Below are 22,331 nucleotides of genomic sequence, written 5' to 3'. Positions count from 1 at the left end.
TATTCGGGTGTAGTTGCACCCAACGCGGATCGCGTAAGTCTTCGGACCGTCCGTCACCAGCTAACCCGTATTCCGATCCCCATGTTTCGCCGGCAAGGACCAGAATTGGTGCGGCGGACCTGCTCGCAGCCCGGTTAGGGTCGAATCCGGGGGACATATGGTTCGGCGTTCGGTGACACGGCTACAGGTGAGCGGCTACCGCTTCCTGACGCGCAGAATGGAATACGCGTTGGCATGCCGGGATACCCGCATGCTCGACGACCCCATCCGCAGCCAGTCGATGGCACTGGCGGCCGGCGTCGTGCTGGCCGCGATCGTGGTGGCGGTGTGTGCGGTGCTGGCACTGATGCGTCCACACGGAAGCCTGGGCGCCGATCCCATCGTCATGGCCCGGGACTCCGGTGCGATGTACGTGCGCGTCGGCGACATCGTGCACCCGGTGCTGAATCTGGCGTCCGCGCGGTTGATCGCCGGGACCCCGGCGGTGCCACGGCTGGTGAGTGCGGCCATGATCGCCGACGCCGAACACGGTCCGCTGATGGGTATCCCGGGCGCGCCGGGCGATATCGCACCGGCGCTCGCGGACGATCAGCAGGCCTGGACCGTATGCGATGACGGCGGCGACCGGACCACCACGATGATCATCGGCGCGCCCGGGCAGCACCCGGTCGCTCCGCCGGTGCTGGTCACCGCGGCCCAGGAACGCGCGCGCGGAACCTACCTGCTACACGCCGGGCGCCGCGCCGCGGTGGATCTGCGCGACCGCGCAGCGGTGCGGGCGCTGCGACTGGACCGCGTTGTCCCGCTGCCAGTTTCGGCCGCACTGCTGGACCCCCTCCCGGAGGCGACGCCGATCGTTGCGCCCCGGGTGCCCGGCGCCGGAGGACCCGGACCCGCCGGGCTGGCCGAGTTCCGGGTCGGCGAGGTGCTGCGGGTGCCGCGGGCGGACGCGGCCGATCACTACGTGGTGCTCGCTGATGGAGTGCAGCGCGTGGGGCCGGTGGCGGCGGATCTGATTCGTTTCGCCGACTCTCACGGCGGCGGCGAGATACCCGATGTGCCGGCCGACCGTATCGCCGCCGTGCCGGTGGTGGACACGTTGACGGTGACCGATCTGGCCGATCCGACGGTGGCCGGTGCCGACCTCGGTGGCGGGCTGTGCACGCGCTGGCAGTGGCGGAACGGATCGGTGCCGGACACGGCCGTGCTGGCACCCGGCACCCTGCCCGACCAGGAACGCGCCCTGACACTGGTCCAGGCCGATGGCGACGGGCCCCGGGTCGACGCCGTGTCGGTTCCGGCCGGGCACAGTCTCTACCTCCGGGCGGTGGGCGTCGCCGGGGAGGGCATGTCGACCGGACCGCGGTACCTGGTCACCGAATCCGGGGTGGCATTCGGCATCGGTGACGCGCACGATGCCGAAGCCCTCGGGCTGCCGCAGGCACCGGGCGCCGCGCCGTGGCCGCTGCTTGCGCTGCTACCGCGTGGACCGGAGCTCAGCGTCGCCCGCGCTGCCGTCGTGCAGGACAGCGTCCGCGTCCCGTCGTGATCTCAGAGCCGCCGAGGCCACCGCGAGTGCCGCACACACCGCGGCGCCCATCAGCGCGAACCGCCGTGGCTCAGCGTCGGTGACCACGGCGGGCGGCGACGCCAGTGGACGCGGTGCGTCCGGCGGCGCGGGGGCGGCGATACCGCGCATCGCGGCCAGCACATCGACCACACCGTGTCCCACCAAGGGATTCCAGCCCGACCCGGGATGGCGTGCGGTGCTCTCGATACGGTGCATCACCTGGCGGGCCGTCAAGGTCGGGGCCGCCGCGCGCAGCAGCGCCGCAACGCCCGACACCACCGGGGCCGCGTAGCTGGTCCCGGAGATCGGTTGCGGGTCAGAATGTCCCGGCATCGTGTCCGCCAGTCCCTCTCCGGCCGGATTCAGCGATGTCACGGTCTCGGCGGGGGCCGCGACGTCCACCCACGGACCGGCCAGGGTGAAATCGGACGGTGCCCCGTCGGCGTCGACCGACCCGACCGTCAGCACGTAGTCGTCATACCAGCTGGGGCTCGCCACCACGTCGACGCGATCCCAGTCGGGCCCGCCAGCAGGATCGGGCAGCGGATTCTGTTTCGGGCATGTGCCCTGTCCGCCCACATTTCCGGCCGCGGCGACCACCACCACGTTGCGGGTGTCCACTGCGTACGCCAGGGCCGCACCCAGCGCCCGGTCATCGAGAGCATCGGCGACGGCGAGGCAGGCCACCGAAGAGATGTTGATGACGGTGGCACCCTGGTCGGCGGCGGCCCGCACCGCCGCAGCGAGCGACTCGACATCCCCGACGCCGTCGCCACCGGCATCGGCGGCGCGGAACTTCATGCTGGACTGGCGGATCGCGAGAATGGCGGCATCCGGTGCGATACCGCTGAACCCACTGGCCGGGTCGGGAGCCGCCCCGATGATCCCGGCGACGATGGTGCCGTGGCCGTCACAGTCGGCGGTGCCGTCGCCATCGGCGACGTAGTCGCCACCCGGCACCAGATGCGGCAGCAGCCGGTGCCGCGCCACACCGGTGTCGATGACCGCCACCGTCTGCCCGGCGCCACGGGTGCGAACCCACGCGGTGCGCAGATCGGGTCGTTCCCGGCGCGGCACCGTCTCGACGAGCGGGGCGGTCGCGCAGGTTTCGAATTGTTCGGTGGGGTAACGCGAAGCGGCCGGCCCGGGCTGCGGCAGTAACCGGCTGTCGATCGGCGGCGGACCGACCGCGACGGCGGGCGCCGCGGTGAGGACCGGTGCCACGGTGAACAGCACGGCCGCGAGCATCGGGGCAGCCCGGCCGGTCATCCGACACTCAGCGATCGCACCAACCCGTACACGTCGGCGGCCCAGCATGCCAGTGGCACGACGGCAGCAAGCAGGACGTATTCGGCCACATCGCTTGCGCGCGCCCACGACGAGGCGTGCCTGCCTCGGCCTGCCCGGCACCACCCAGCCAGGCCAACGGCCAGCAGCACCGCCGGACCCGCGTACCGCGGCGCCGATACCGTGGCCAGCGCGACGACCGCCGCGACACCGCTCAGGCCGCACCAACCCAGCGCGGCCCGGCACCGCGGGTCGGCGTAGAACCGGGTTCGCAACAGCAGCAGTGCCGCAAGCACCGCGGCCAGCACGAATCCCGGGAGCCATGAGCTGCCGCCCCGACAGCCCGCGGCAATCGCGCCGATGGCCAGCGCGGTGGCCGTCGCACCTCCGGTCACCAGGCCCGCGAAGACCGTGTGGCCACCGAACGCGGCCGCCTCGGACACCGGGTCGGCACTGTCGCCGGGAAACGGCGGACGAACTCCGCTGACCGACAAAGTGATCCGGCCGGCGACGCCCAGTGTGCCCAGGGACAGCACACCGAGAACTGCACCCGATGCCACGAGGTCCAGGGCCGCCATGAGCGAGAAAGCGGACACCGCGGCCACCGCTGCGGACGCGGTGGCCACAGCGGTGAGCAGCCAGGCATCACCGCGTCCCGCACGCAGTAGCCACAGCGAGGCGAGACCACCGGCAGCCGCGCCGAGCGTCAACCCGGGGCCGCCCCCACCGGGCACCGCGAGAAAGCCTGCGACGCCGACGAAACCGACCGACAAGCCGTGCAGGGTCGCACGCATGGCATCGTGTCGCCACCCGACGATGAGGCACCCCGCCGCACTGATCAGGGCGATGCCGGCGGCCACCATCGGCACGCCGCCGCGGCCGCCCGAGAACCCGAGCGTGATCAGCGCGAGCACACCGACGCACGCCCACATCCGGGCAGAGGTCGTGTGATCCGGTGCGGGGCTGGGTCCGGCCTCGGCCACGGTGCGGAAGGGATCCGCGCGGAGTGGGCCCGGCGCCGGCGCGCCGACGGGGGAGAGCACCATGACGTCGCCGTCGGATACTCCGCTTTCGTGCAGCGTCATCGACTCATCGCAGTGCCCGCCGCTGAGACGGTCCAACCGCCAGCCCTGGGATGCGGTACCCGACTCCGGTTCTGCGGCAAAGAGGTCGACGATATCGGGCAGCAGCAGACCGACTTCGGCATGGCGCGGCAGCATGAGGTCCACCGCCCTCGGCTCGGTGGCACTCTGAATCGACACCCGGCACAACGGATCATCCATCGCCCATCCCCCTGCACGTTCCCCCGATGCCACGGTAACGGGGCGGTGAGCATCCACTGCGCACCAAAATTGAGGGGAACCCGAGGCGCGCGCGCTGCGTCGAAATAGGAATGGAGTTCCTGAGGGAGAAGCGTCTGCCCTCTCCGCCCGTGCCGGACGGAGAGGTGGTACTGCGGCGACCACCGGACGTGCCCGTGGTAGAGCCGGCGAGTCCGTTGGCGCGCCTGTTGCCGGTGCTGATGCTCGTCGCGGTCGGCGGCATGGTGGTGCTCTACCTGACCTCGTCGACCGGCTCGGGCGCGACGACGCCGCGCAACCCGGTGTACATGATCTTCCCGGTGATGATGGTGATCTCGGTGCTCGGCACACTGGCCCACACCGGTCGGGGCCGGACTGCCGAGCTGAACGCCGGCCGGCGTGACTACCTGCGCTACCTGGACACCGTGACAGCGGATATCGGTGAAACCGCACGCAAGCAACATGTTTCGGCGCACTGGGGCGATCCCGATCCCGCGACGCTGTGGACACTGGTGGGCGGCAAGCGAATGTGGGAACGCAGACCCGCGGACCCTGACTTCTGCCGCGTTCGGGTCGGAGCGGGCCCCRCCCCGCTGGTCACCCCACTGACCACCGCACCGGCCGACCGGGTCGCCGAGCCGGACCCGGTGACGGCCGGGGCGCTGGAGGGCCTACTCGTCGACCGAGCGGTGGTGGCAGACCAGCCCGTGACGGTTGACGCCTCCGGTCACCTCGGGTTCGACGGTGAGCCGGCTGCGGTGCGAGACCTGGTGCGTGCCATGGTCTGCCAACTTGCGGTGCTGCACAGCCCGGGTGATGTATCCGTGATGGGGCCCGCCGGTCCGTACTGGGACTGGCTGAAATGGCTGCCCCACCACGCGCAGCGGCCGGGCGCGGGGCGCACCGTGGCGATCCTGGAGGGGGACATGCCCGCCCCGGTCGGCGCCGAGGTCACGGTGCTCGACCTCAATGGAGGCGGCGACACGATCATCGAGCTCGCGACCATCGCTCACGTGGACGGCCTGTCGCCGGCGCAGGCAAGGATGTGCGCGCGCAGGCTGTCCCGGTGGCGTACCGGCCCGGATGCGGGCGTCGCCGGCACGACATGGGCGGGTCTGGTCGGCGTCGGTGCCGCAGCGGATCTCGATCCGGCGGCGGTATGGCGCCCCCGCGCGCATCAGGACCGGCTGCGGGTACCCATCGGTGTCGGCGACGGCGCGGACAATCGGGGTGAACCGGTGTTCCTCGACATCAAGGAGGCCGCCGAGGGCGGCATGGGTCCGCACGGACTGTGCGTCGGAGCCACCGGATCGGGGAAGTCGGAATTCCTGCGCACGCTCATCCTCGGACTGGTGGCCGCCCATTCCCCCGATGACCTCAATCTCGCCCTCATCGATTTCAAGGGCGGCGCCACATTTCTCGGCTTCGAACGGCTGGCCCATGTGTCGGCGGTCATCACCAATCTCGATGACGAGGCCTACCTGGTCAGCAGGATGCACGAGGCGCTCTCCGGTGAGATGAACCGGCGCCAACAGGTCCTGCGGGCAGCCGGAAACTTGGGGAACATCGCCGAGTATCGGCGCGCTCGGTCGACGGAATCCGGTCTGCCCGCGTTGCCCGCGCTGTTCATCGTCATCGACGAGTTCTCCGAGCTGCTCAGCCAGCACCCCGACTTCGCCGAGTTGTTCGTGGCGATCGGGCGGCTGGGCAGGTCGCTGGGGATGCACCTGCTGCTGGCCAGTCAGCGCCTCGATGAAGGCAGGCTGCGCGGGCTGGAGACCCACCTGTCCTATCGGGTGTGTCTGAAGACATTCTCGGCCAGTGAATCCCGCGCCGTTCTCGGACTGCCCGACGCGTACGAACTGCCGACCGCGCCGGGCGCGGCCTATCTGAAGACCAGCGACGGCCGGTTGGTGCGGCTGCGCACCACGTATGTCTCCGGACCGGACATCGCCAGGGGTGCTCCGGACCTGCGCGCGCGCCGATTCACCTCGGCATCCGATGACGATGCCGGCCGGGCTGAGGTGCATATCGACACCGGTGCGACCGTGCTGGAGACCGTACTGCACCGGCTGGCCGGTCACGGCCAGCCGGCGCACCGGCTGTGGTTGCCCGCGCTACCGGCATGTCCGGCATTGGCGGAACTGCTCGCGCTGCACGGCGGTGCCCGGCTGACCGCGCCGATCGGGCTGGTGGACAACGCCTTCGCGCAGCGTCGTGACCTGCTCACCGTCGACCTCAACGGGTCCGGTGGTCACGTCGCCGTGGTGGGTGCGACGCGATCCGGCAAATCCACCGCACTGTGCGCACTCCTGCTGGCGCTCGCCGCCACACACAGCCCCGCCGACGTACAGTTCTACTGTCTCGACTTCGGTGGCGGCACATTGACTGCACTGCAACATCTTCCGCACACCGGGGTCGTCGCAGGACGTGGTGACGGCGAACTGGTGCGCCGGACCGTGGCGCAGCTACAGACGCTGATCCGTCGCCGCGCGGGCGCCGGACGCACCGCCGCGCCCGACGGCTATGGCGAKGTATTCCTGGTGGTGGACGGCTGGGGTGCGCTCCGGCATGTCGACGACAACCTGGAGGAGGTCATCACCGCAATGGCCGCCCAGGGTCTCGCGCACGGAGTCCATGTCGTCATCGCCGCCTCCCGCTGGGGCGAACTGCGGCCCGCCCTCAAGGATCAACTCGGCACCCGCATCGAGTTGCGTCTGGGCGAGCCTGCGGAATCCGAGATGGACCGCAAGGCGGCCCGCCATCTGGTGGACAGCCCGCCCGGAGCCGCCATCACCCGGGACGGCAGGGTCGCGGCGATCGCCTTGCCGCGCCTCGATGCCCTCGACACCATCGCCCAGGACCTGCGCACGCGTCATGCCGGGCGCCGCGCCACCCCGGTCAGGCTGTTGCCCACACTGGTGGAGCGCAATTCGGTCCCTGCCCGGGATGCAGGCCCCACCAACGTCACCATCGGCATCGGAGAGTCCGAGTTGAAGCCGGTAACAATCGATTTCGCCGAGACGTCACATCTGATCGTGCTGGGTGACAACGGCTGCGGCAAGACCACGGTGCTGCGCACACTGTGTACCCAATTGGCCCGAACCTGCACGCCGCAACAGGTGCAGATCCATCTCGTCGATATGCGGCGCACCCTGCTCGGCGTGGTGGATGACGACTACCTCGCCGGCTACCTGATGTCCACCACCATGCTGCAGACGCACCTCGCCGGACTGATCGAACACCTTCGCGGCCGGCTGCCCGGCGTCACGGTCACCCAGCAGCAGTTGCGCGACCGATCGTGGTGGACGGGTCCGGAAATGTACGTCGTCGTCGACGATTACGAGCTGATCGCGGGCGCCGGCACGGACCCGTTGACACCGCTGCTGGAGTTTCTGCCGCACGCCCGCGATATCGGCCTGCACGTGGTCATCGCGCGGCGCGCCGGCGGTGCGGCGCGGGCGCTGTTCAATCCGGTGCCCGCCACCATGCGCGAGCTCGGCTGTGCCGGGCTGTTGATGAGCGCGGGCCCCGACGACGGTGCCCTGCTCGGCGTCGCACGGCCCACGCCGTTGCCGCCGGGGCGGGCCACCCTGACCAACAGAGGGCACACCGACGAGCGGGTGCAGATCGCCTGGACCGCCGAGCCGTGAGCGCGACGGTACTGCTGATCGGACCGGGCACGGTCGGCGGTCCTCATCCGGTGCCCGCTGACATCAGCGGTGCGGCAATCGATGCCATCGATGACGAGTACACCCTCGTCGATGAACGGCCGGTCGCCGTCGACGATGTGTGGGCGCGGGTCCTTCGCGTGGCGGCCGGCAAACCGGACGGCAGCCTCCTGCTGGTGTGTCCCGGCTGGTGGAGTGATGCCCGGCTGAACCGCGTCCGGCACGCGGCGCGACAGCACCACGACGAACCGGTCCTGCTGCGGCGGCACGAGGCGCTTGAAGCCATACGGAGCGACGGGGAATCACACCGATCGCCGACGGCCTGCATCATCGAGATCGCGCCGGAGTTCGTGATCTGCCGCATCCCGGGCTCGCCGATCACGGTGACACCTCGCCTCGCTGAGATGGGGGAGGTCGCCGGCACGGTCACACGCGGCATCCTCGGGGCCGGACCGGTGGTGATCGACGCCCCGGTGGGCGTGGCCGGCGCAGCAGAACTCGCCGCCGCTCTCGCGAATGACCTCGACGGCCGCGATGTGCAGATTGTGGACGATGTCATGCTGGCTGCGGCGGTCGCCGCGGAGCACCTGCCGGCACCGGTGGCGCGCCGGCGGCGCACCACGGTGTGGGCGGTGCCTGTGGGCCTGCTGATGGCGCTCGGTGTGCTGCTCGGCCTGCCGAGGGCGGGCCAGCCCACCGAGGCGCCCCTCACGGTGCTGACCGAGGGTCGCGTGACGGTGAAGATCCCCGCGGGCTGGGAGGTCCGGCGGATCACCGACGGTGCGGGTTCGCCACGCGTTCAGGCACGTTCGCCGACCGAGGAAGTGGCCGCGATCCTGCTCACGCAGTCGGTGGCAGGACCGGACCTGCCCCGCACCGCGGATGTCCTGGAGGCTGCGCTGGCACTCCAACCGCCAGGGGTGTTCACCGGGTTGCGCACCGACGACCACCAGGGCGGGCGCGCCGTGCTGAGCTACACCGAGACGCGCGCGGACCGCGAGATCGCCTGGGCGGTCTTCCTCGACGGTCGGGTGCGGATCGCGGTCGGATGCCAGCAGCCGCCGTCGGCTGCGGTGATCCGGAAGTACTGCGATGAGGCCATCCGGTCGGCCCACGCAGTGCAGTGAAAACGAATTCGGCACAGACGGAACCGAATCGGGTGCCGCTGCGTCCTATTCACAACAGCAATTCCACACGCAAGTCATCTCACCCGGGGGAGGACCACCATGCCCGCACTGAACACCGATCTGGAACTCATGCACTCGGTCGCCGGCCAGATCGATGCCCGCAACCAGGAGGTCCGGGCCATGCTCGGCACCTTCATCGGACGCATGTGCAGCGTGCCGGCATCGGTATGGGGCGGTGCGGCGGCGGTCCGCTTCCGGGAGGTCGTCGACCGCTGGAACTCCGAATCGCTGGCGTTGCACAACGCCCTGGAGCRCATCGCCGAGACCGTTCGGCTCAACGAGCACACCCTGCGCGAGGCCGCCGAGGGCCACTCGCACGGCATCGGCGCCGTCAGCAATCAGCTGTAGCGAGAACCGAGCTGCAGAGATCAGGAGTCAGGAACATGGACATGATGTTGACCTACAACTTCGATGAGATCGAGTACACGGTGCGGCAGGAAATCCACACCACATCGACCCGGTTCAACGCGGCGCTGGAGGAGTTACGGGCCCAGATCGCCCCCCTGCAGCAGACCTGGACAGCCGAGGCCGCCGAGGCGTACCGCGCCGAACAGCTGCGCTGGAACCAGTCGGCGGCCGCGCTCAACGACATCCTCTTCCGGCTGGGCAATGCGGTACGCGACGGGGCCGACGATGTCTCGGCAACCGATCGCCGCGCAGCCGGCGCCTGGGGTCGCTGACCAGCGACCCGCGCCCATGACCCTGTGCGGTCCCGCTTCGGGGGAGAGACCGGCGGGACCGCACAGTCATGGCAAAGCGCCCCCAGGAGGGCGAATTCGATTCAGACTGTCAACCGTCAACTATCCTGATCTCATGCGCTGGTGCCGGCTCTTCGGCTGTGCGCGGGGAGTGTGAGCTTGGTGGCGATATCGAAGACGACCGGCGGCCGTGTGCCGCCGGCGCAGGTGCGCGCCGTCCATGACCTCTTCGTCGCAGGTGAGGTCGACGCGTCCTATCTCGATTCGGTGCCGCTGCGCCGGGTCGTCGCCGAGAGCTGGCAGCGCAGCCTGGCCACGGGTGTGGATCCGGACAGCATGGGCCGCACGGCCGAGGCCGTGAACGCGCTCGACGAGTTGCGCAAGACCCACCCGCTGGCACCGACGTTGCCGCTGATCCGGCGCCTCCTCGTCGAAGATGCGGTGGACGCGGGCGTCGTCGTCGCCATCACCGCCGCCGACGGCACGCTGCTGTGGGTCGAGGGTGACCGGCTGGCCATCCGCAAGGCCGAGGCGATGAACTTCGTGCCGGGCACCGACTGGAGCGAGAACATCGCGGGGACCAACGCACCCGGCACCGCACTCGCGCTGGACCGGGAGGTGCAGATCCGCGGATCCGAGCACTACTCCCGCATCGTGCACCCCTGGAACTGCACCGCGGTGCCCGTCCACGACCCCACCACCGGGGCGCTGCTGGGCGCCATCGATCTCACCGGCGGATCCCGCGTCGCCGCGCCGGAGACCCTGGCCTTGGTCCGGGCCACCGCCGTGGCCGTGGAAAACCAGCTCGCGCTGCTACGCCTGACCACTCCCGCGCAGCCCACCCCGGCCCCCGATGCGGCCGCCGCCCCCCGGCTCTCGGTGCTCGGTGCCGACCGGCCGCGCTGGCAGGCAGACTCGCGTTCCACCACGCTGACCGGCAGGCATGCCGACATCCTGGTGTTGCTGATCCGCCACCCGGAGGGACTGAGCGCCGACCATCTGGCGATGCTGCTCGACGACAAGGACCTCGACGTGGTGACCATCCGCGCCGAGATGTCCCGGTTGCGTCGGGTGATCGGCAACAGCTTCATCGCGTCCCGGCCGTACCGGCTGCTGGGTCCGGTGACCAGCGATATGGGCGACGTGCTCGAGGCCTTGCAGGCCGGTGATGTCTCGGCCGCACTCACCGCGTACTCCGGCGCGCTGCTGCCGCAGTCGGTGTCACCGGCGATCGGGCGGCTGCGCACCGAGCTGATGACCAGCCTGCGCGGTGCGGTCCTGGCCGGCGCGGATCTCGGCCTGCTGCGGCGCTGGCTTGAACTGCCCGACGGTCGCGATGACCGGCGCGGGTGGACACTGCTGCACGACCACGCCGAAACCGACCCGGTGGCTCGTGCCGGTGCGCGTGGTCATCTGGCCGGGCTCGACTCCGAACTCGGCTGATCGCAAAACCTGAGCAGAACCCCGCGCGTCACCCCTGAACTGCACCGACGGTGCCTCCGTAAGCGAGTTGTCAGCACTGCGGTGGCACCCGACGATCGACACATGGATATCGACCGCTATGCCGCGTTCCTGCCCGCCGACCGTCGCGGCCCGATCGCCGCGCCGCGGCAGACCTGGATGGACTGGCGCGGACGCCGCATCCACATCGCGCGCGGCGGAACCGCCGACGGGCCTGTGCGCGGAATTCTGGTGCACGGCGGCGGCGGATACTCCGGCGCCCTGTGGCCATTGGCCGGGCTGGTCGCCGGCAACCGGGACGGAATCGGCGTGGAGATCCTGGCACCGGATATGCCGCTGTACGGCTACACCGAGGAACCCGCGCCGGGCCAGGTGCGCTACCCCGACTGGGTCGACCTGCTGTGCGACATCATCACCGCCGAACGTGCCCGCGACGACCGGCCGATCATCCTGTTCGGCGCGAGCATGGGCGGGATGCTGGCCTACGAGGCGGCGCATCGCACCGGCGCCGTCGATGCGGTGCTGGCGACCTGCCTGCTGGACCTGTCCGATCCGGCCGCGCTGGCGGCGGCCTCCCGAATCAAGGTCGGCGGCGGGCTCACGGGGCCGATACTGCGGGCGGCCGGCGCGGCACTGGGATCGGCCCGCGTACCCATACGGTGGATGGCCGACATGTCGGCGATGAGCAGCAATCCGGGTCTGTCGACACTGTGCGCCACCGACCCGCGTGGCGGCGGCGTCCGGGTGCCGATCGCCTTCCTGTCGAGCTGGCTGAACTACGAACACACCCCACCGGAGCGCTACCGCGGCGCCCCGGTCACCCTCGTCGCTCCGGCGGCCGACACCTGGACGCCCCCGCAACTGAGCGTGAAATTTCTGCAGCGGATCGCCGGCCCGACGCGCGTGGAGCTCCTGGAGAACTGCGGGCACTATCCGATCGAGGAACCGGGCCTGAGCCGGCTGGAGGCCGTCGGCCGAGAGGTGCTCGAGGCCGTCGTCGCGTAGGTCATCCGCATTGTCGCGTTGCAACCGTGATGCAACCTCTGCGCGCCTAAGTTGAGTGACGACCGACACACCTCGGTGTCACAACGCAGGAGAAGCCMTGACTGTTTATGCACGTCCGGGCGCAGACGGCGCCCTGATGTCGTTCGACGCGCGATATGACAATTTCATCGGCGGCCAGTGGGTCGCACCGACCGCCGGCCGCTACTTCGAGAACCCCACCCCGATCACCGGCCAGGTGTTCTGTGAGATCGCCCGGTCCGACGAGTCCGATATCGACAAGGCTCTGGACGCCGCGCACGCCGCCGCTCCGGCCTGGGGCAAGACCTCGGCCGCCGAGCGCGCGCTGATCCTCAACAAGATCGCCGACCGTATCGAGGAGAACCTCGAATCCATCGCGCTCGCCGAGTCCTGGGACAACGGCAAGCCGATCCGCGAGACGCTGAACGCCGACATCCCGCTTGCCGTCGATCACTTCCGGTACTTCGCCGGATGCATTCGCGCGCAGGAGGGTTCGCTCTCGGAGGTCGATGAGGACACCGTCGCCTACCACTTCCACGAGCCGCTCGGCGTCGTCGGCCAGATCATCCCGTGGAACTTCCCGATCCTGATGGCCGTATGGAAGCTGGCGCCGGCCCTGGCCGCAGGCAATGCGGTGGTGCTCAAACCGGCCGAGCAGACCCCGGCCTCGATTCTCTACCTGGTGTCGCTGATCGGTGACCTGTTGCCCGCCGGTGTGCTCAACGTGGTCAACGGCTTCGGCGTCGAAGCCGGCAAGCCGCTGGCCTCCAGCAACAGGATCGCCAAGATCGCCTTCACCGGTGAGACCACCACCGGCCGACTGATCATGCAGTACGCCTCGCAGAACCTGATCCCGGTGACCCTGGAACTCGGTGGCAAGAGCCCCAACATCTTCTTCAACGATGTGCTGGCCGCCAACGATGCCTACCAGGACAAGGCGCTCGAGGGCTTCACCATGTTCGCCCTCAACCAGGGCGAGGTGTGCACCTGCCCGTCGCGCAGCCTGGTTCAGGCCGATATCTACGACGAGTTCCTGGCGATGGCTGCGATCCGCACCAAGGCCGTGCGCCAGGGTGACCCGCTGGACACCGAGACGATGATCGGCGCGCAGGCCTCCAACGATCAGCTGGAGAAGATCCTGTCCTACATCGAGATCGGCAAGAACGAGGGCGCCCAGGTGGTGACCGGCGGCGAGCGTGCAGAGCTCGGCGGCGATCTGAACGGCGGCTTCTACGTCGCACCGACGATCTTCACCGGCCACAACAAGATGCGGGTGTTCCAGGAGGAGATCTTCGGTCCGGTGGTCGCGGTGACCTCATTCAAGGATTACGACGAGGCCATCAGCATCGCCAACGACACCCTCTACGGCCTGGGCGCCGGGGTGTGGTCGCGCAACGGCAACACCGCCTACCGCGCCGGCCGCGACATCAAGGCCGGCCGGGTATGGACGAACTGCTACCACCAGTACCCCGCGCACGCCGCGTTCGGCGGTTACAAGCAGTCCGGTATTGGACGCGAGAACCACAAGATGATGCTGGATCACTACCAGCAGACGAAGAACCTGCTCGTCAGCTACAGCGACAACGCACAAGGGTTTTTCTGATGAGAGCTTGCGCGAAGAAGAGAGCGCACAGCTGATGGATTCCCCGGCAGCCCGGGTGTTGATCACCCGGGCTGCTGCAGGGCTGGTGGTGCATCTTCAAAACCGGAACGGCGCGTTGATGTTTCGTCAGTCCGGCGGCTTCGGTGTGAGCTCCACGCTCATGTGTCATCCCGTCGGCGAGTTCTCGATCGAGGACAGCGATGTGCTTCTCGGCATGCTCGACGTCGTGTCGGACCGCCAGCCGTACGGGGTTCCGGTATGGGTCTCGGGCCCGCAGGTACCGGTGTGGGAGCACAGTCAATTGGTGATCGATGTGGAATCCGGCCGCGCTACCGGCTTCAGCCTGGAAGAATCAGAAGGGATGCGGTTCGTGTCGCTGGCCCGGGTCGTCCCGGCGCGCCACGTCGATGCGGCCCGCACACCCATCGCAGAACCCGCACGGGTACAACCCTTTCGACGCTAGGAGCAGTGTTGCCCGATTTCGTCGCAGCCATCGATCAGGGCACCACCAGCACTCGAGCCATGATCTTCGATCATGCCGGTGCCGAGGTGGGCCGTCACCAGCTCGAACACGAACAGATCATGCCGCAGCCGGGCTGGGTGGAGCACAACCCGGTGGAGATCTGGGAGCGCACCGCCTCGGTGCTGACCTCCGTGCTCAACAACACCAACCTGCAACCCGAAGACATTGCCGCGCTGGGGATCACCAACCAACGCGAGACCACCCTGGTCTGGAATCGCAAGACCGGGCGGCCGTATTACAACGCCATCGTCTGGCAGGACACCCGTACGGACCGCATCGCCACGGCGCTGGACCGGGACGGGCGCGGTGATGTGATCCGGCAGAAGGCCGGTCTGCCGCCGGCCACCTACTTTTCCGGCGGAAAGATCCAGTGGATCCTGGAGAATGTCGCCGGTGTGCGGGAGGCCGCGGAGAACGGTGACGCGATCTTCGGCAACAGCGACAGCTGGGTGGTGTGGAACCTGACCGGCGGAACCCGGGGCGGAGTGCACGTCACCGACGTCACCAATGCCAGCCGCACCATGCTGATGAATCTGGAAACCCTGGACTGGGACGACGAGTTGTTGTCGTTCTTCGGAATTCCGCGCCAGATGCTGCCGGAGATCCGTCCGTCGTCCTCGCCGGAACCCTACGGCGTGACGCTCAGCACCGGACCCATGGGCGGCGAGGTCCCGGTGACGGGAATCCTCGGCGATCAGCAGGCCGCGATGGTGGGCCAGGTGTGTCTGAAGGCCGGCGAGGCCAAGAACACTTACGGCACAGGTAATTTCCTGTTGCTGAACACCGGTGAGAAGATCGTCCGGTCCACCAACGGGCTACTGACCACCGTGTGCTACCAGTTCGGCGATGCGAAACCGGTGTACGCGTTGGAGGGTTCCATCGCGGTGACGGGTTCGGCGGTGCAGTGGTTGCGCGATCAGCTGGGCATCATCAGCGGTGCGGCGCAAAGTGAGTCGCTGGCCAAGCAGGTCGATGACAACGGCGGGGTCTACTTCGTGCCGGCGTTCTCCGGGCTGTTCGCGCCGTACTGGCGTTCGGACGCCCGGGGTGCGATCGTCGGGCTGAGCCGCTACAACACCAATGCTCACGTGGCCCGGGCGACGCTGGAGGCGATCTGCTATCAGAGCCGTGACGTGGTCGATGCGATGGAAGCCGATTCCGGTGTGCACCTTGAGGTTCTGAAGGTCGATGGCGGTATCACCGCGAACAGTCTGTGCATGCAGATTCAGGCCGACGTGATCGGCGTGGACGTGGTCAAACCGGTGGTCGCCGAAACCACGGCGCTGGGCGCGGCGTACGCCGCCGGGCTGGCCGTCGGCTTCTGGGCGAACCCGGACGACCTGCGTGCCAACTGGCAGGAAGGCGAACGCTGGAGCCCGGAATGGTCGGAGGAACAGCGCAGCGGGGGATATGCGGGTTGGCAGAAGGCGGTGCAACGCACGCTGGACTGGGTCGACGTCTCGTAGTTCGAGTGCCCTGAAATGATTGCAGCCCTGCGGATTCCGATCCGCAGGGCTGCAATCTTTGGCGCTGTCGTGTCAGAGTGCCGCCACGCCGGCCTCGGCCACGCTGATGTCCTGGTCGACGCTTCCCGCGCTCACGCCGATTGCGCCGATGACCACGTCGCCGTCGGTCAGCGGGATGCCGCCGCCGAAGATCACCAGGCCGCCGTTGGTCTGCTCCAGACCGTAGAGTTCCGCGCCCGGCTGCGCGAGCGGCATGAGCGCACTGGTGGGCGCATTCATCAGAATTGACGTGCGCGCCTTGCTGATCGAGATGTCGATACTCGCCTTGATGGCGCCGTCCATGCGCGCGAACGCCACCAGGTGTCCGCCGTCGTCGACGACCGCGATGTTCATCGGCTGGCCGATCTCACCGGCCTTCTCGACCGCCGCTTCGACGACTTTGGTGGCCCTGGTCAGGCTGATGGCACTCATTGGAAGACCTTTCGAATCGGTGTTCCCGCAACCAATTTTGACGTTTACGGGGGCGTATTGCCTCGGTTCGATCATAATCTGAACCAACCCGGTGCGGCAGCCGTTTGGACGGCCATTGCCGATCGGCGGCAGACCCTAGCCAAAAACTCGCCAACCGATCAGTTGCGGTACTACCTCCGGTGAGGATGCCACCCAGGTTCTGCCGGTTTGCGCCCCCGTGCCGAGCATCACGACAACCATTGTGCAGCAGAGCATCTTGCCGATCAGATAGGTGGGTTCGTGGCGAACATCGACATCTTCGTATGGGAGTTCCTGGGCACCGCAGTGCTGTGTCTGCTCGGCAGTGGCGCGGTGGCCGCGGTGGCGCTGAAGAATTCGTTCTCCTATGGCGGCGGCGGCGATTGGATCGTGATTGTGCTGGGCTGGGGGTTCGGGGTGTTCACCGGCGCCAGCATCGCCGATCCCGCGGGAGGTCACATCAACCCGGCGGTCACTTTCGCGGTGGCATTGTCGGGCGACGTGCCCTGGTCGAGCGTGCCGGTGTACTGGGCGGCCCAGTTGTCGGGTGCCTTCGTTGGCGCCTCCCTGGCCTGGGCTGCCTTCAAGCTGCAGTTCGACAAGATGGACGACAATTCCGGAACGCGCGGGATCTTCTGCACCTCACCGGCTGTGCGTTCTTTCGGGTGGAACATCGTCACCGAGGTCATTGCCACCTTCGTACTGATCATCTGGGTCCTGACCAACCCGGAGATCAACACGACGCTGGGGTACGCGGCGGTCTCGTTCGTGGTGATCACCATCGGGTTCGGCCTCGGTGGTCCGACCGGTTACGCCATCAACCCGGCCCGCGACCTGGGACCCCGTATCGCGTACGCACTCTTGCCGATTCGAGGCAAGGCCAAGCCCGATTGGGCTTACTCGTGGGTCCCCGTGGTCGGACCGTTGCTCGGCGCCGCGCTCGCCGCCGGCGTGGCCATGCTGCTCCCGGCCTGAGCCCTACTCGCCACCCGATTCGCCGGCTGAATCAGCCGGCGAATTGTGCTGCAACAGGTACGTGACATTCCCCGGGTCGCTGCGCGCCTGCCCGCCGATCGCACTCGCCGGCCACAAAACCGGCCACCGCGCCGATGATGGTGGTGGCGGGCGGCTTGACTCCTGCGGTCCGTGCGGCAGCGCCGACGGTGCCGATGGTGGCACGGATCTCCTGCTGACCGGACAGGGTGCCGTCCGCGATCACCGCCGCCGGGGTGTCCGGGTGCATCCCGCCATCGACGAGGGCACGGGTGATCGTGTCGAGATTGGCCACGGCCATCATCAGCACGATCGTGGTGTTCGCCCGTGCCAGTGCCGCGTAGTTGACCGTGCACTCGGGATGGTCGGGTGGGACATGACCCGACACGACGGTGAAGCCTTGGGTCAGACCGCGGTGGGTGACCGGGATGAGCGCCGCGGCGGGCGCGGCGATCGCCGAACTCACCCCGGGAATCACGTCGACGGTGACACCGGCTCGTACGCACTCGTCGAGTTCCTCGCCGCCGCGGCCGAAGACGAAACCGTCACCACCCTTGAGGCGCACCACCATGCGACCGGCGCGGGCATGTTCGATCAGCATGGCGTTGATCGCGCTCTGCTCGGTGCGCCGGCCGCCGGGGATCTTCGACACGTCGATGATCTGGGCTGTGGGCGCGATCTCGTGCAGAGCCCCCACCGGGGCCAGCCGATCGGTGACGATGACATCGGCCTCGCCCAACGCCGCATGACCGGCGACGGTGAGCAGACCGGGATCGCCGGGACCGCCGCCGACGAGCACGACCCTGCCGGTGCCCGCAGCGGCACCCGAGGACTCCGCGTGTCCGTCATCGTCCGGTCCGATGCAGAACAGGCCACGAGCCGTCGCCAGCGCGGCGAGCGCGCGGTCCGTCTCGGGGTCGCCGCTGTACGCACAGAGCAGATCGGCCGTGTCCAGGTCGGAGGCGCGGAATTCGCGCTGTTGCAGGGCGATCAGTGTGCGCTCGGCGAGATCCGCGAGATACGGCGCCGGCCGGGATGCGATGACCGTGACGGCCGCGCCCGCGGTCGTCAGTGCGCCGACCGCCGACAGTGCCCGGTCGGATGAACCGACCACCGTCACCGAACGGCCGCGCACCGGAAGCCGTACCGTCACACCCTCAGGCATTCCGGCGCCCACGCAGCACCGCGGCGACCAGGGCCGCGCGGCTGTGCACCCCGAACTTGCTCTTGATGTTGTGCAGGTGGAACTTCACGGTGGCCTGCGAGATGAACAAGGCGCCTGCGATCGCGCGGTTGTCGAGTCCCTCGATGAGCAACCCGACGACCTCGCGCTCACGCCGGGTGAGCGTGCCCGATTCGCCGGGGCGAGCCTGCTCGCGCAGTTCGGCCATCAGGGTCTCGGTGCTGCGGGCATCGAGGGCGCGATGGCCCTCGATCACCCGCAGGACGGTGTTGCGCAGGTCCGCGGTCGATGAGCGACGGTCGATGACCGCGTCGGCGCCGGCCCGGACCAACGGCAGCGCACGTTCGCGCGGATCGTCGCCGTCGATGACGGCCAGGATCTTGGGCGCCGGGTCGAGTTCGGCCAGCAGCGACGCCAGGTCGGCCACCGCCTCGGCGCCGACGAACACGAGTGCGGGCCGCAACAACCGCAGCCGCTCGACGAGTCCGGGACCGTGCGCGAGATCACCCACCAGCTTGATCCCGACACCCTGGGTGACGACATGGATGAGGCCGTGCCGGAGCAACTCGTCGTTCATCACGAACACCGTCCGGATCGGTGCGGGTTCGATGAAAGATGCTGCTATATCGATGTTTTCGACTGAAGCGTCGGCATCGCCGACGCTGTGTTCCCGCTGGGTCGGTGCGTCGCGGGTCTGTGTCCAGCCCATGGTCGAACTCCGTCCTGCTGCTGAGCGGCGAATGCTAGCGCAGGCAGCGTTGCATCGACGTTGCAACGTTCACGGCGCGGCCTCGGGGACGAGCACGCAATCACCGCACAGCCCGGACCGTGGCGCCTGGTAGTACAGGCAGCAGCTCTGCCTGCGGAACCGGCCCTCGACGAACGTCCCCGTTCCGCGCAGCGGACCGGATGCCAGAAGCGCGCGCACCAGTGCCCGGCCCGACGCCTCCAGCTGCGGTCGCGACAGGGCCAGCACCGTCACCGCGCCGTTGGCGGCCGACGTGAGATTGCCCAGCGTGATCCGTGGGGACAGCGACACCAGGGTGTTCAGCCTGGTGCCCAGTTCCGTCAGCACAGGGATGACCGATTCCGCGATGACCTGCGCGGACGTCGTCGGATCGACCATCCGCCAGGCCGGATCGGGTACGGCGAACTGCGCTGCGTGCCCGTCGCTCGGCGTCCACCGCAGCGACTCGTGGTCGAGCACCGGTACCGCCCCGAAACACAACGCGCCGCCGATGACGGGTGAGAGCAGGCGCGCCGCGACGGCGAGCTGGAACGACGACGCCGCCATCCGGATCGGGATCTGGTCCGGTGCACAGTCCGCCGAGGCGGCGAAGGCGGCGCGGGTGCGGTCCACGTGCCCGGTGAGCACGGTGTCGGCGAAAAACTTTGACAGGCAGAGTGATTGGGTTCCAGCCTGGGTGGGAAGCGCGAAGTACCCGCCCAGCGCGCTCAACTCGGCCAGAAAGTCGGCGCGGGCAGGTGACGGCACATCGGTCATGGTGGGTGCACGGTAACCCGCAGGCCCGGCCCCGGACGAGTGGGTGGACCGAATACTGCCCGTACGGCCAGGTCGGTCACCGCTGGTGCAACGTTGTTGCAACGTGACGGGAGACACAATGGGCGGGTCGCGGTCATCCCGCGTCACACAAGCGAAAAGTCGGGTGGCCCCGCACCTGCGGTCACCCCTCACCTGGGAGCTGTGCATGACGGAACCGACCCTCGATCCAACGGTGGACTACCCGTTGAGCCTGAACCGGCAGGATCTGCTGTTCAGCCCCAACGGCAAACCCATCGCTGACATCACCATGGAGGCGGTGATGTCGGGCGAGGTGATTGCCTCGGACCTGCGCATCACCCCGCAGACGCTGCGACTGCAGGCTCAGATCGCCGAGAAGGTGGGTCGCAAGCAGTTGGGTGGCAACCTGCGCCGGGCCGCGGAGATGACCACCATCAGCGATGAGCGCGTCCTTCAGATCTATAACGCGTTGCGCCCCAACGCATCGACCAAGCCGGAACTCGAAGCCATCGCCGAGGAGCTGGAAGGCGAATACGGCGCCACCCTGCTCGCGGGCCTGGTGCGCGAGGCCGCTGACGTCTACGAGCGTCGCGAAATTCTCGCGACCAACGAATAGGAGAGATCGGTGACCGCAGTAACCCCGCAGGCGGCCTCGACCCCCAACACGGGTCAGAAGCGGCAGTCCGAGCGGACCAGGGTCCTCGAGGAACGACCGGTCAATCTGGACGGCTTCGTGCAGGAATGGCCCGAGGTCGGCATGGTCGCGATGGACAGCGAGTTCGACCCCGAGCCCAGTGTGCGGGTCGTCGACGGTGCGATCGTGGAGATGGACGGGCGCGCCCGCGCCGACTTCGACTTCCTGGACCAGTTCATCGCCGATCACGCCATCGACGTCGCGACCACCGAGCAGTCGATGGCCATCCCCGCGCAGGAGATCGCGGCGATGCTGGTCGATCCGCGGGTCACCCGCGACGAGGTAATCGCGGTGACCGGCGGCCTGACCCCGGCCAAGCTGCTCGAGGTCGTCAAGACGATGAACATCGTCGAGATCATGATGGGCATGCAGAAGATGCGGGCCCGCCGGACCCCGGCCAACCAGGCGCACTGCACCAGCGCCCGGGACAACCCGCTGCAGGTTGCGTGCGAGGCGGCGGAGGCGTCGCTGCGCGGTTTCTCGGAAGTGGAAACGACGCTGGGTGTGGTGCGCTACGCACCGCTGGTCGCGATGGCGCTGCAGATCGGCAGCCAGGTCGGCACCGGTGGACGGCTGACCCAGTGTGCGCTGGAAGAGGCCACCGAGCTGGAGCTGGGCATGCGCGGCATCACCGCCTACGCCGAGACGATCTCCGTCTACGGCACCGAATCGGTGTTCGTGGACGGCGATGACACCCCGTACTCCAAGGCGTTCCTGGCCGCGGCGTATGCCTCCCGCGGTATCAAGATGCGGTTCACCTCCGGCACCGGTTCCGAAGTGCAGATGGGCAACGCCGAGGGCCGCTCGATGCTGTACCTGGAGATCCGCTGCATCCTGGTCACCAAGGGTGCCGGGGTGCAGGGCCTGCAGAACGGTTCGATCTCCTGCATCGGTGTGCCCGGTGCCGTACCCGCCGGTATCCGGGCGGTGGCCGCCGAGAACCTCATCGCCTCGGCGGTGGATCTGGAATGTGCCTCCGGCAACGACCAGTCGTTCTCGCATTCGCCGATGCGCCGGGTCGCGCGCCTGCTGCCGCAGATGATGCCCGGCACCGATTTCATCACCTCGGGTTACTCCGCAACTCCCAACTACGACAACATGTTCGCCGGATCCAACGTCGACGCCGAGGATTTCGACGATTTCAACACCATCCAGCGTGACCTGCAGATCGACGGCGGACTGCAGCATGTGAAGGAAGCCGACATCCTCGCCGCGCGTCACCGCGCGGGTAAGGCGTTGCAGGCGGTGTTCCGCTATCTGGAGCTGCCGGCGATCAGCGATGCCGAGATCGAGGCGGCGGTGTACGCGCACGGCAGTCGCGAATTGATCCCGCGCGACGTGTTGGAGGACCTCAAGGGTGCCCAGCAGGTGATGGACCGCAACGTGACCGGCCTGGATCTGGTCAAGGCGCTCGAATCGACCGGTTTCAGTGATGTCGCCGAGAACCTGCTGACCGTGCTGCGCCAACGTGTTTCGGGAGATCTGCTGCAGACCTCGGCCATCATGACCCGCGATCTGCAGCCGCTCTCGGCGGTCAACGACCGCAACGACTACGCGGGCCCCGGTACCGGTTACCGTCCGTCGGGGGCGCGGTGGGAAGAGATGAAGCGGCTGCGTCACGTGACGAGTGCCGAGAACCCAGAAGTAGAGGTGGACTGAA

19 protein-coding genes are annotated in these 22,331 nt (G+C 68.5%); 13 read left to right on the top strand and 6 right to left on the bottom strand.

Annotated features, from left to right (window positions below):
• Positions 1 to 172: 172 nt before the first annotated feature.
• Complete coding sequence (eccB, locus tag AC1DTF_RS02825) at positions 173 to 1,549, top strand: type VII secretion protein EccB (protein WP_477472962.1); 1,377 nt, start codon at positions 173 to 175, stop codon at positions 1,547 to 1,549.
• Here eccB and mycP read toward each other — a convergent pair.
• Positions 1,478 to 2,839 carry a type VII secretion-associated serine protease mycosin gene (gene mycP, locus AC1DTF_RS02820; protein WP_477472961.1) on the bottom strand — a complete coding sequence of 454 codons (1,362 nt, stop codon included), beginning with the start codon at positions 2,837 to 2,839 and terminating at the stop codon, positions 1,478 to 1,480. The genes eccB and mycP overlap by 72 nt on opposite strands.
• Positions 2,836 to 4,140 (bottom strand): type VII secretion integral membrane protein EccD, encoded by a 1,305-nt coding sequence (gene eccD / locus AC1DTF_RS02815; RefSeq protein ID WP_477472960.1) that lies wholly within the window; start codon positions 4,138 to 4,140, stop codon positions 2,836 to 2,838. The genes mycP and eccD overlap by 4 nt, the downstream gene beginning before the upstream one ends.
• Positions 4,141 to 4,250: 110 nt before the next feature.
• On the opposite strand from eccD, the gene eccCb reads away from it, so the two are divergent.
• The 9 genes from eccCb to glpK all read left to right on the top strand — a co-directional run bounded on the left by eccCb (position 4,251) and on the right by glpK (position 15,790).
• Positions 4,251 to 7,811: a type VII secretion protein EccCb gene (gene eccCb, locus AC1DTF_RS02810; RefSeq protein WP_477472959.1), complete on the top strand. Its 3,561-nt coding sequence runs from the start codon at positions 4,251 to 4,253 to the stop codon at positions 7,809 to 7,811.
• A complete protein-coding gene (locus AC1DTF_RS02805) occupies positions 7,808 to 8,956 on the top strand; it encodes a type VII secretion-associated protein (RefSeq protein ID WP_477472958.1) in 1,149 nt (382 codons plus the stop codon). The genes eccCb and AC1DTF_RS02805 overlap by 4 nt, the downstream gene beginning before the upstream one ends.
• 99 nt (positions 8,957 to 9,055) lie before the next feature.
• Entirely contained in the window at positions 9,056 to 9,364 is a 309-nt protein-coding gene (locus AC1DTF_RS02800; protein ID WP_477472957.1) for a WXG100 family type VII secretion target, read from the top strand.
• A 35-nt stretch (positions 9,365 to 9,399) separates the two neighbouring features.
• Positions 9,400 to 9,696, top strand: a complete 297-nt coding sequence (locus AC1DTF_RS02795; protein ID WP_477472956.1) for a WXG100 family type VII secretion target — start codon at positions 9,400 to 9,402, stop codon at positions 9,694 to 9,696.
• Positions 9,697 to 9,876: 180 nt separating this feature from the next.
• Positions 9,877 to 11,157 carry a helix-turn-helix domain-containing protein gene (locus AC1DTF_RS02790; protein WP_057167157.1) on the top strand — a complete coding sequence of 427 codons (1,281 nt, stop codon included), beginning with the start codon at positions 9,877 to 9,879 and terminating at the stop codon, positions 11,155 to 11,157.
• 102 nt (positions 11,158 to 11,259) lie between these two features.
• The gene (locus AC1DTF_RS02785; protein ID WP_477472955.1) at positions 11,260 to 12,180 is read left to right on the top strand and encodes an alpha/beta hydrolase; all 921 of its coding nucleotides are present in this window, start codon (positions 11,260 to 11,262) and stop codon (positions 12,178 to 12,180) included.
• Between the two features lie 97 nt (positions 12,181 to 12,277).
• Complete coding sequence (gene adh / locus AC1DTF_RS02780; protein WP_057167107.1) at positions 12,278 to 13,801, top strand: aldehyde dehydrogenase; 1,524 nt, start codon at positions 12,278 to 12,280, stop codon at positions 13,799 to 13,801.
• A gap of 34 nt (positions 13,802 to 13,835) precedes the next feature.
• Positions 13,836 to 14,264: a DUF779 domain-containing protein gene (locus AC1DTF_RS02775; protein ID WP_477472954.1), complete on the top strand. Its 429-nt coding sequence runs from the start codon at positions 13,836 to 13,838 to the stop codon at positions 14,262 to 14,264.
• An 8-nt stretch (positions 14,265 to 14,272) separates the two neighbouring features.
• The gene (glpK, locus tag AC1DTF_RS02770; RefSeq protein WP_477472953.1) at positions 14,273 to 15,790 is read left to right on the top strand and encodes a glycerol kinase GlpK; all 1,518 of its coding nucleotides are present in this window, start codon (positions 14,273 to 14,275) and stop codon (positions 15,788 to 15,790) included.
• A gap of 72 nt (positions 15,791 to 15,862) precedes the next feature.
• Here the strand turns inward: glpK and AC1DTF_RS02765 are convergent, their stop codons facing one another.
• The gene (locus AC1DTF_RS02765; RefSeq protein ID WP_057167109.1) at positions 15,863 to 16,261 is read right to left on the bottom strand and encodes a GlcG/HbpS family heme-binding protein; all 399 of its coding nucleotides are present in this window, start codon (positions 16,259 to 16,261) and stop codon (positions 15,863 to 15,865) included.
• A gap of 279 nt (positions 16,262 to 16,540) precedes the next feature.
• On the opposite strand from AC1DTF_RS02765, the gene AC1DTF_RS02760 reads away from it, so the two are divergent.
• Entirely contained in the window at positions 16,541 to 17,254 is a 714-nt protein-coding gene (locus AC1DTF_RS02760; RefSeq protein WP_057167110.1) for an MIP/aquaporin family protein, read from the top strand.
• A 31-nt stretch (positions 17,255 to 17,285) separates the two neighbouring features.
• Here AC1DTF_RS02760 and cobA read toward each other — a convergent pair whose 3' ends face one another.
• From cobA to AC1DTF_RS02745, 3 genes are all read right to left on the bottom strand, one after another.
• Positions 17,286 to 18,437 carry a uroporphyrinogen-III C-methyltransferase gene (cobA, locus tag AC1DTF_RS02755; protein WP_477472952.1) on the bottom strand — a complete coding sequence of 384 codons (1,152 nt, stop codon included), beginning with the start codon at positions 18,435 to 18,437 and terminating at the stop codon, positions 17,286 to 17,288.
• Entirely contained in the window at positions 18,430 to 19,164 is a 735-nt protein-coding gene (locus AC1DTF_RS02750; protein WP_057167111.1) for a response regulator transcription factor, read from the bottom strand. The genes cobA and AC1DTF_RS02750 overlap by 8 nt, the downstream gene beginning before the upstream one ends.
• Positions 19,165 to 19,233: 69 nt before the next feature.
• Positions 19,234 to 19,959 (bottom strand): (2Fe-2S)-binding protein, encoded by a 726-nt coding sequence (locus AC1DTF_RS02745; RefSeq protein ID WP_057167112.1) that lies wholly within the window; start codon positions 19,957 to 19,959, stop codon positions 19,234 to 19,236.
• A gap of 205 nt (positions 19,960 to 20,164) precedes the next feature.
• On the opposite strand from AC1DTF_RS02745, the gene AC1DTF_RS02740 reads away from it, so the two are divergent.
• Together AC1DTF_RS02740 and AC1DTF_RS02735 are read left to right on the top strand one after the other, a co-directional pair.
• The gene (locus AC1DTF_RS02740; protein ID WP_057167159.1) at positions 20,165 to 20,593 is read left to right on the top strand and encodes a diol dehydratase small subunit; all 429 of its coding nucleotides are present in this window, start codon (positions 20,165 to 20,167) and stop codon (positions 20,591 to 20,593) included.
• A 9-nt stretch (positions 20,594 to 20,602) separates the two neighbouring features.
• Entirely contained in the window at positions 20,603 to 22,330 is a 1,728-nt protein-coding gene (locus AC1DTF_RS02735) for a propanediol/glycerol family dehydratase large subunit (protein WP_057167113.1), read from the top strand.
• The last annotated feature ends 1 nt before the right edge of the window (position 22,331 follow it).

This window comes from Mycobacterium sp. P4_H6, assembly GCF_056400845.1.
Note: the sequence above shows the minus strand (reverse complement) of the source record. Positions and strands in the feature narration are given on the sequence as shown.

Bases quoted from the DNA above. Each gene is read 5' to 3' on its own strand.
- AC1DTF_RS02785 (WP_477472955.1), top strand. From the start codon at position 11,260: ATGGATATCGACCGCTATGCCGCGTTCCTGCCCGCCGACCGTCGCGGC.
- eccD (WP_477472960.1), bottom strand. From the start codon at position 4,140: ATGGATGATCCGTTGTGCCGGGTGTCGATTCAGAGTGCCACCGAGCCG.
- AC1DTF_RS02740 (WP_057167159.1), top strand. From the start codon at position 20,165: ATGACGGAACCGACCCTCGATCCAACGGTGGACTACCCGTTGAGCCTG.
- AC1DTF_RS02775 (WP_477472954.1), top strand. From the start codon at position 13,836: ATGGATTCCCCGGCAGCCCGGGTGTTGATCACCCGGGCTGCTGCAGGG.
- AC1DTF_RS02745 (WP_057167112.1), bottom strand. From the start codon at position 19,959: ATGACCGATGTGCCGTCACCTGCCCGCGCCGACTTTCTGGCCGAGTTG.
- cobA (WP_477472952.1), bottom strand. From the start codon at position 18,437: ATGCCTGAGGGTGTGACGGTACGGCTTCCGGTGCGCGGCCGTTCGGTG.
- AC1DTF_RS02750 (WP_057167111.1), bottom strand. From the start codon at position 19,164: ATGGGCTGGACACAGACCCGCGACGCACCGACCCAGCGGGAACACAGC.
- mycP (WP_477472961.1), bottom strand. From the start codon at position 2,839: ATGACCGGCCGGGCTGCCCCGATGCTCGCGGCCGTGCTGTTCACCGTG.
- AC1DTF_RS02765 (WP_057167109.1), bottom strand. From the start codon at position 16,261: ATGAGTGCCATCAGCCTGACCAGGGCCACCAAAGTCGTCGAAGCGGCG.
- AC1DTF_RS02795 (WP_477472956.1), top strand. From the start codon at position 9,400: ATGGACATGATGTTGACCTACAACTTCGATGAGATCGAGTACACGGTG.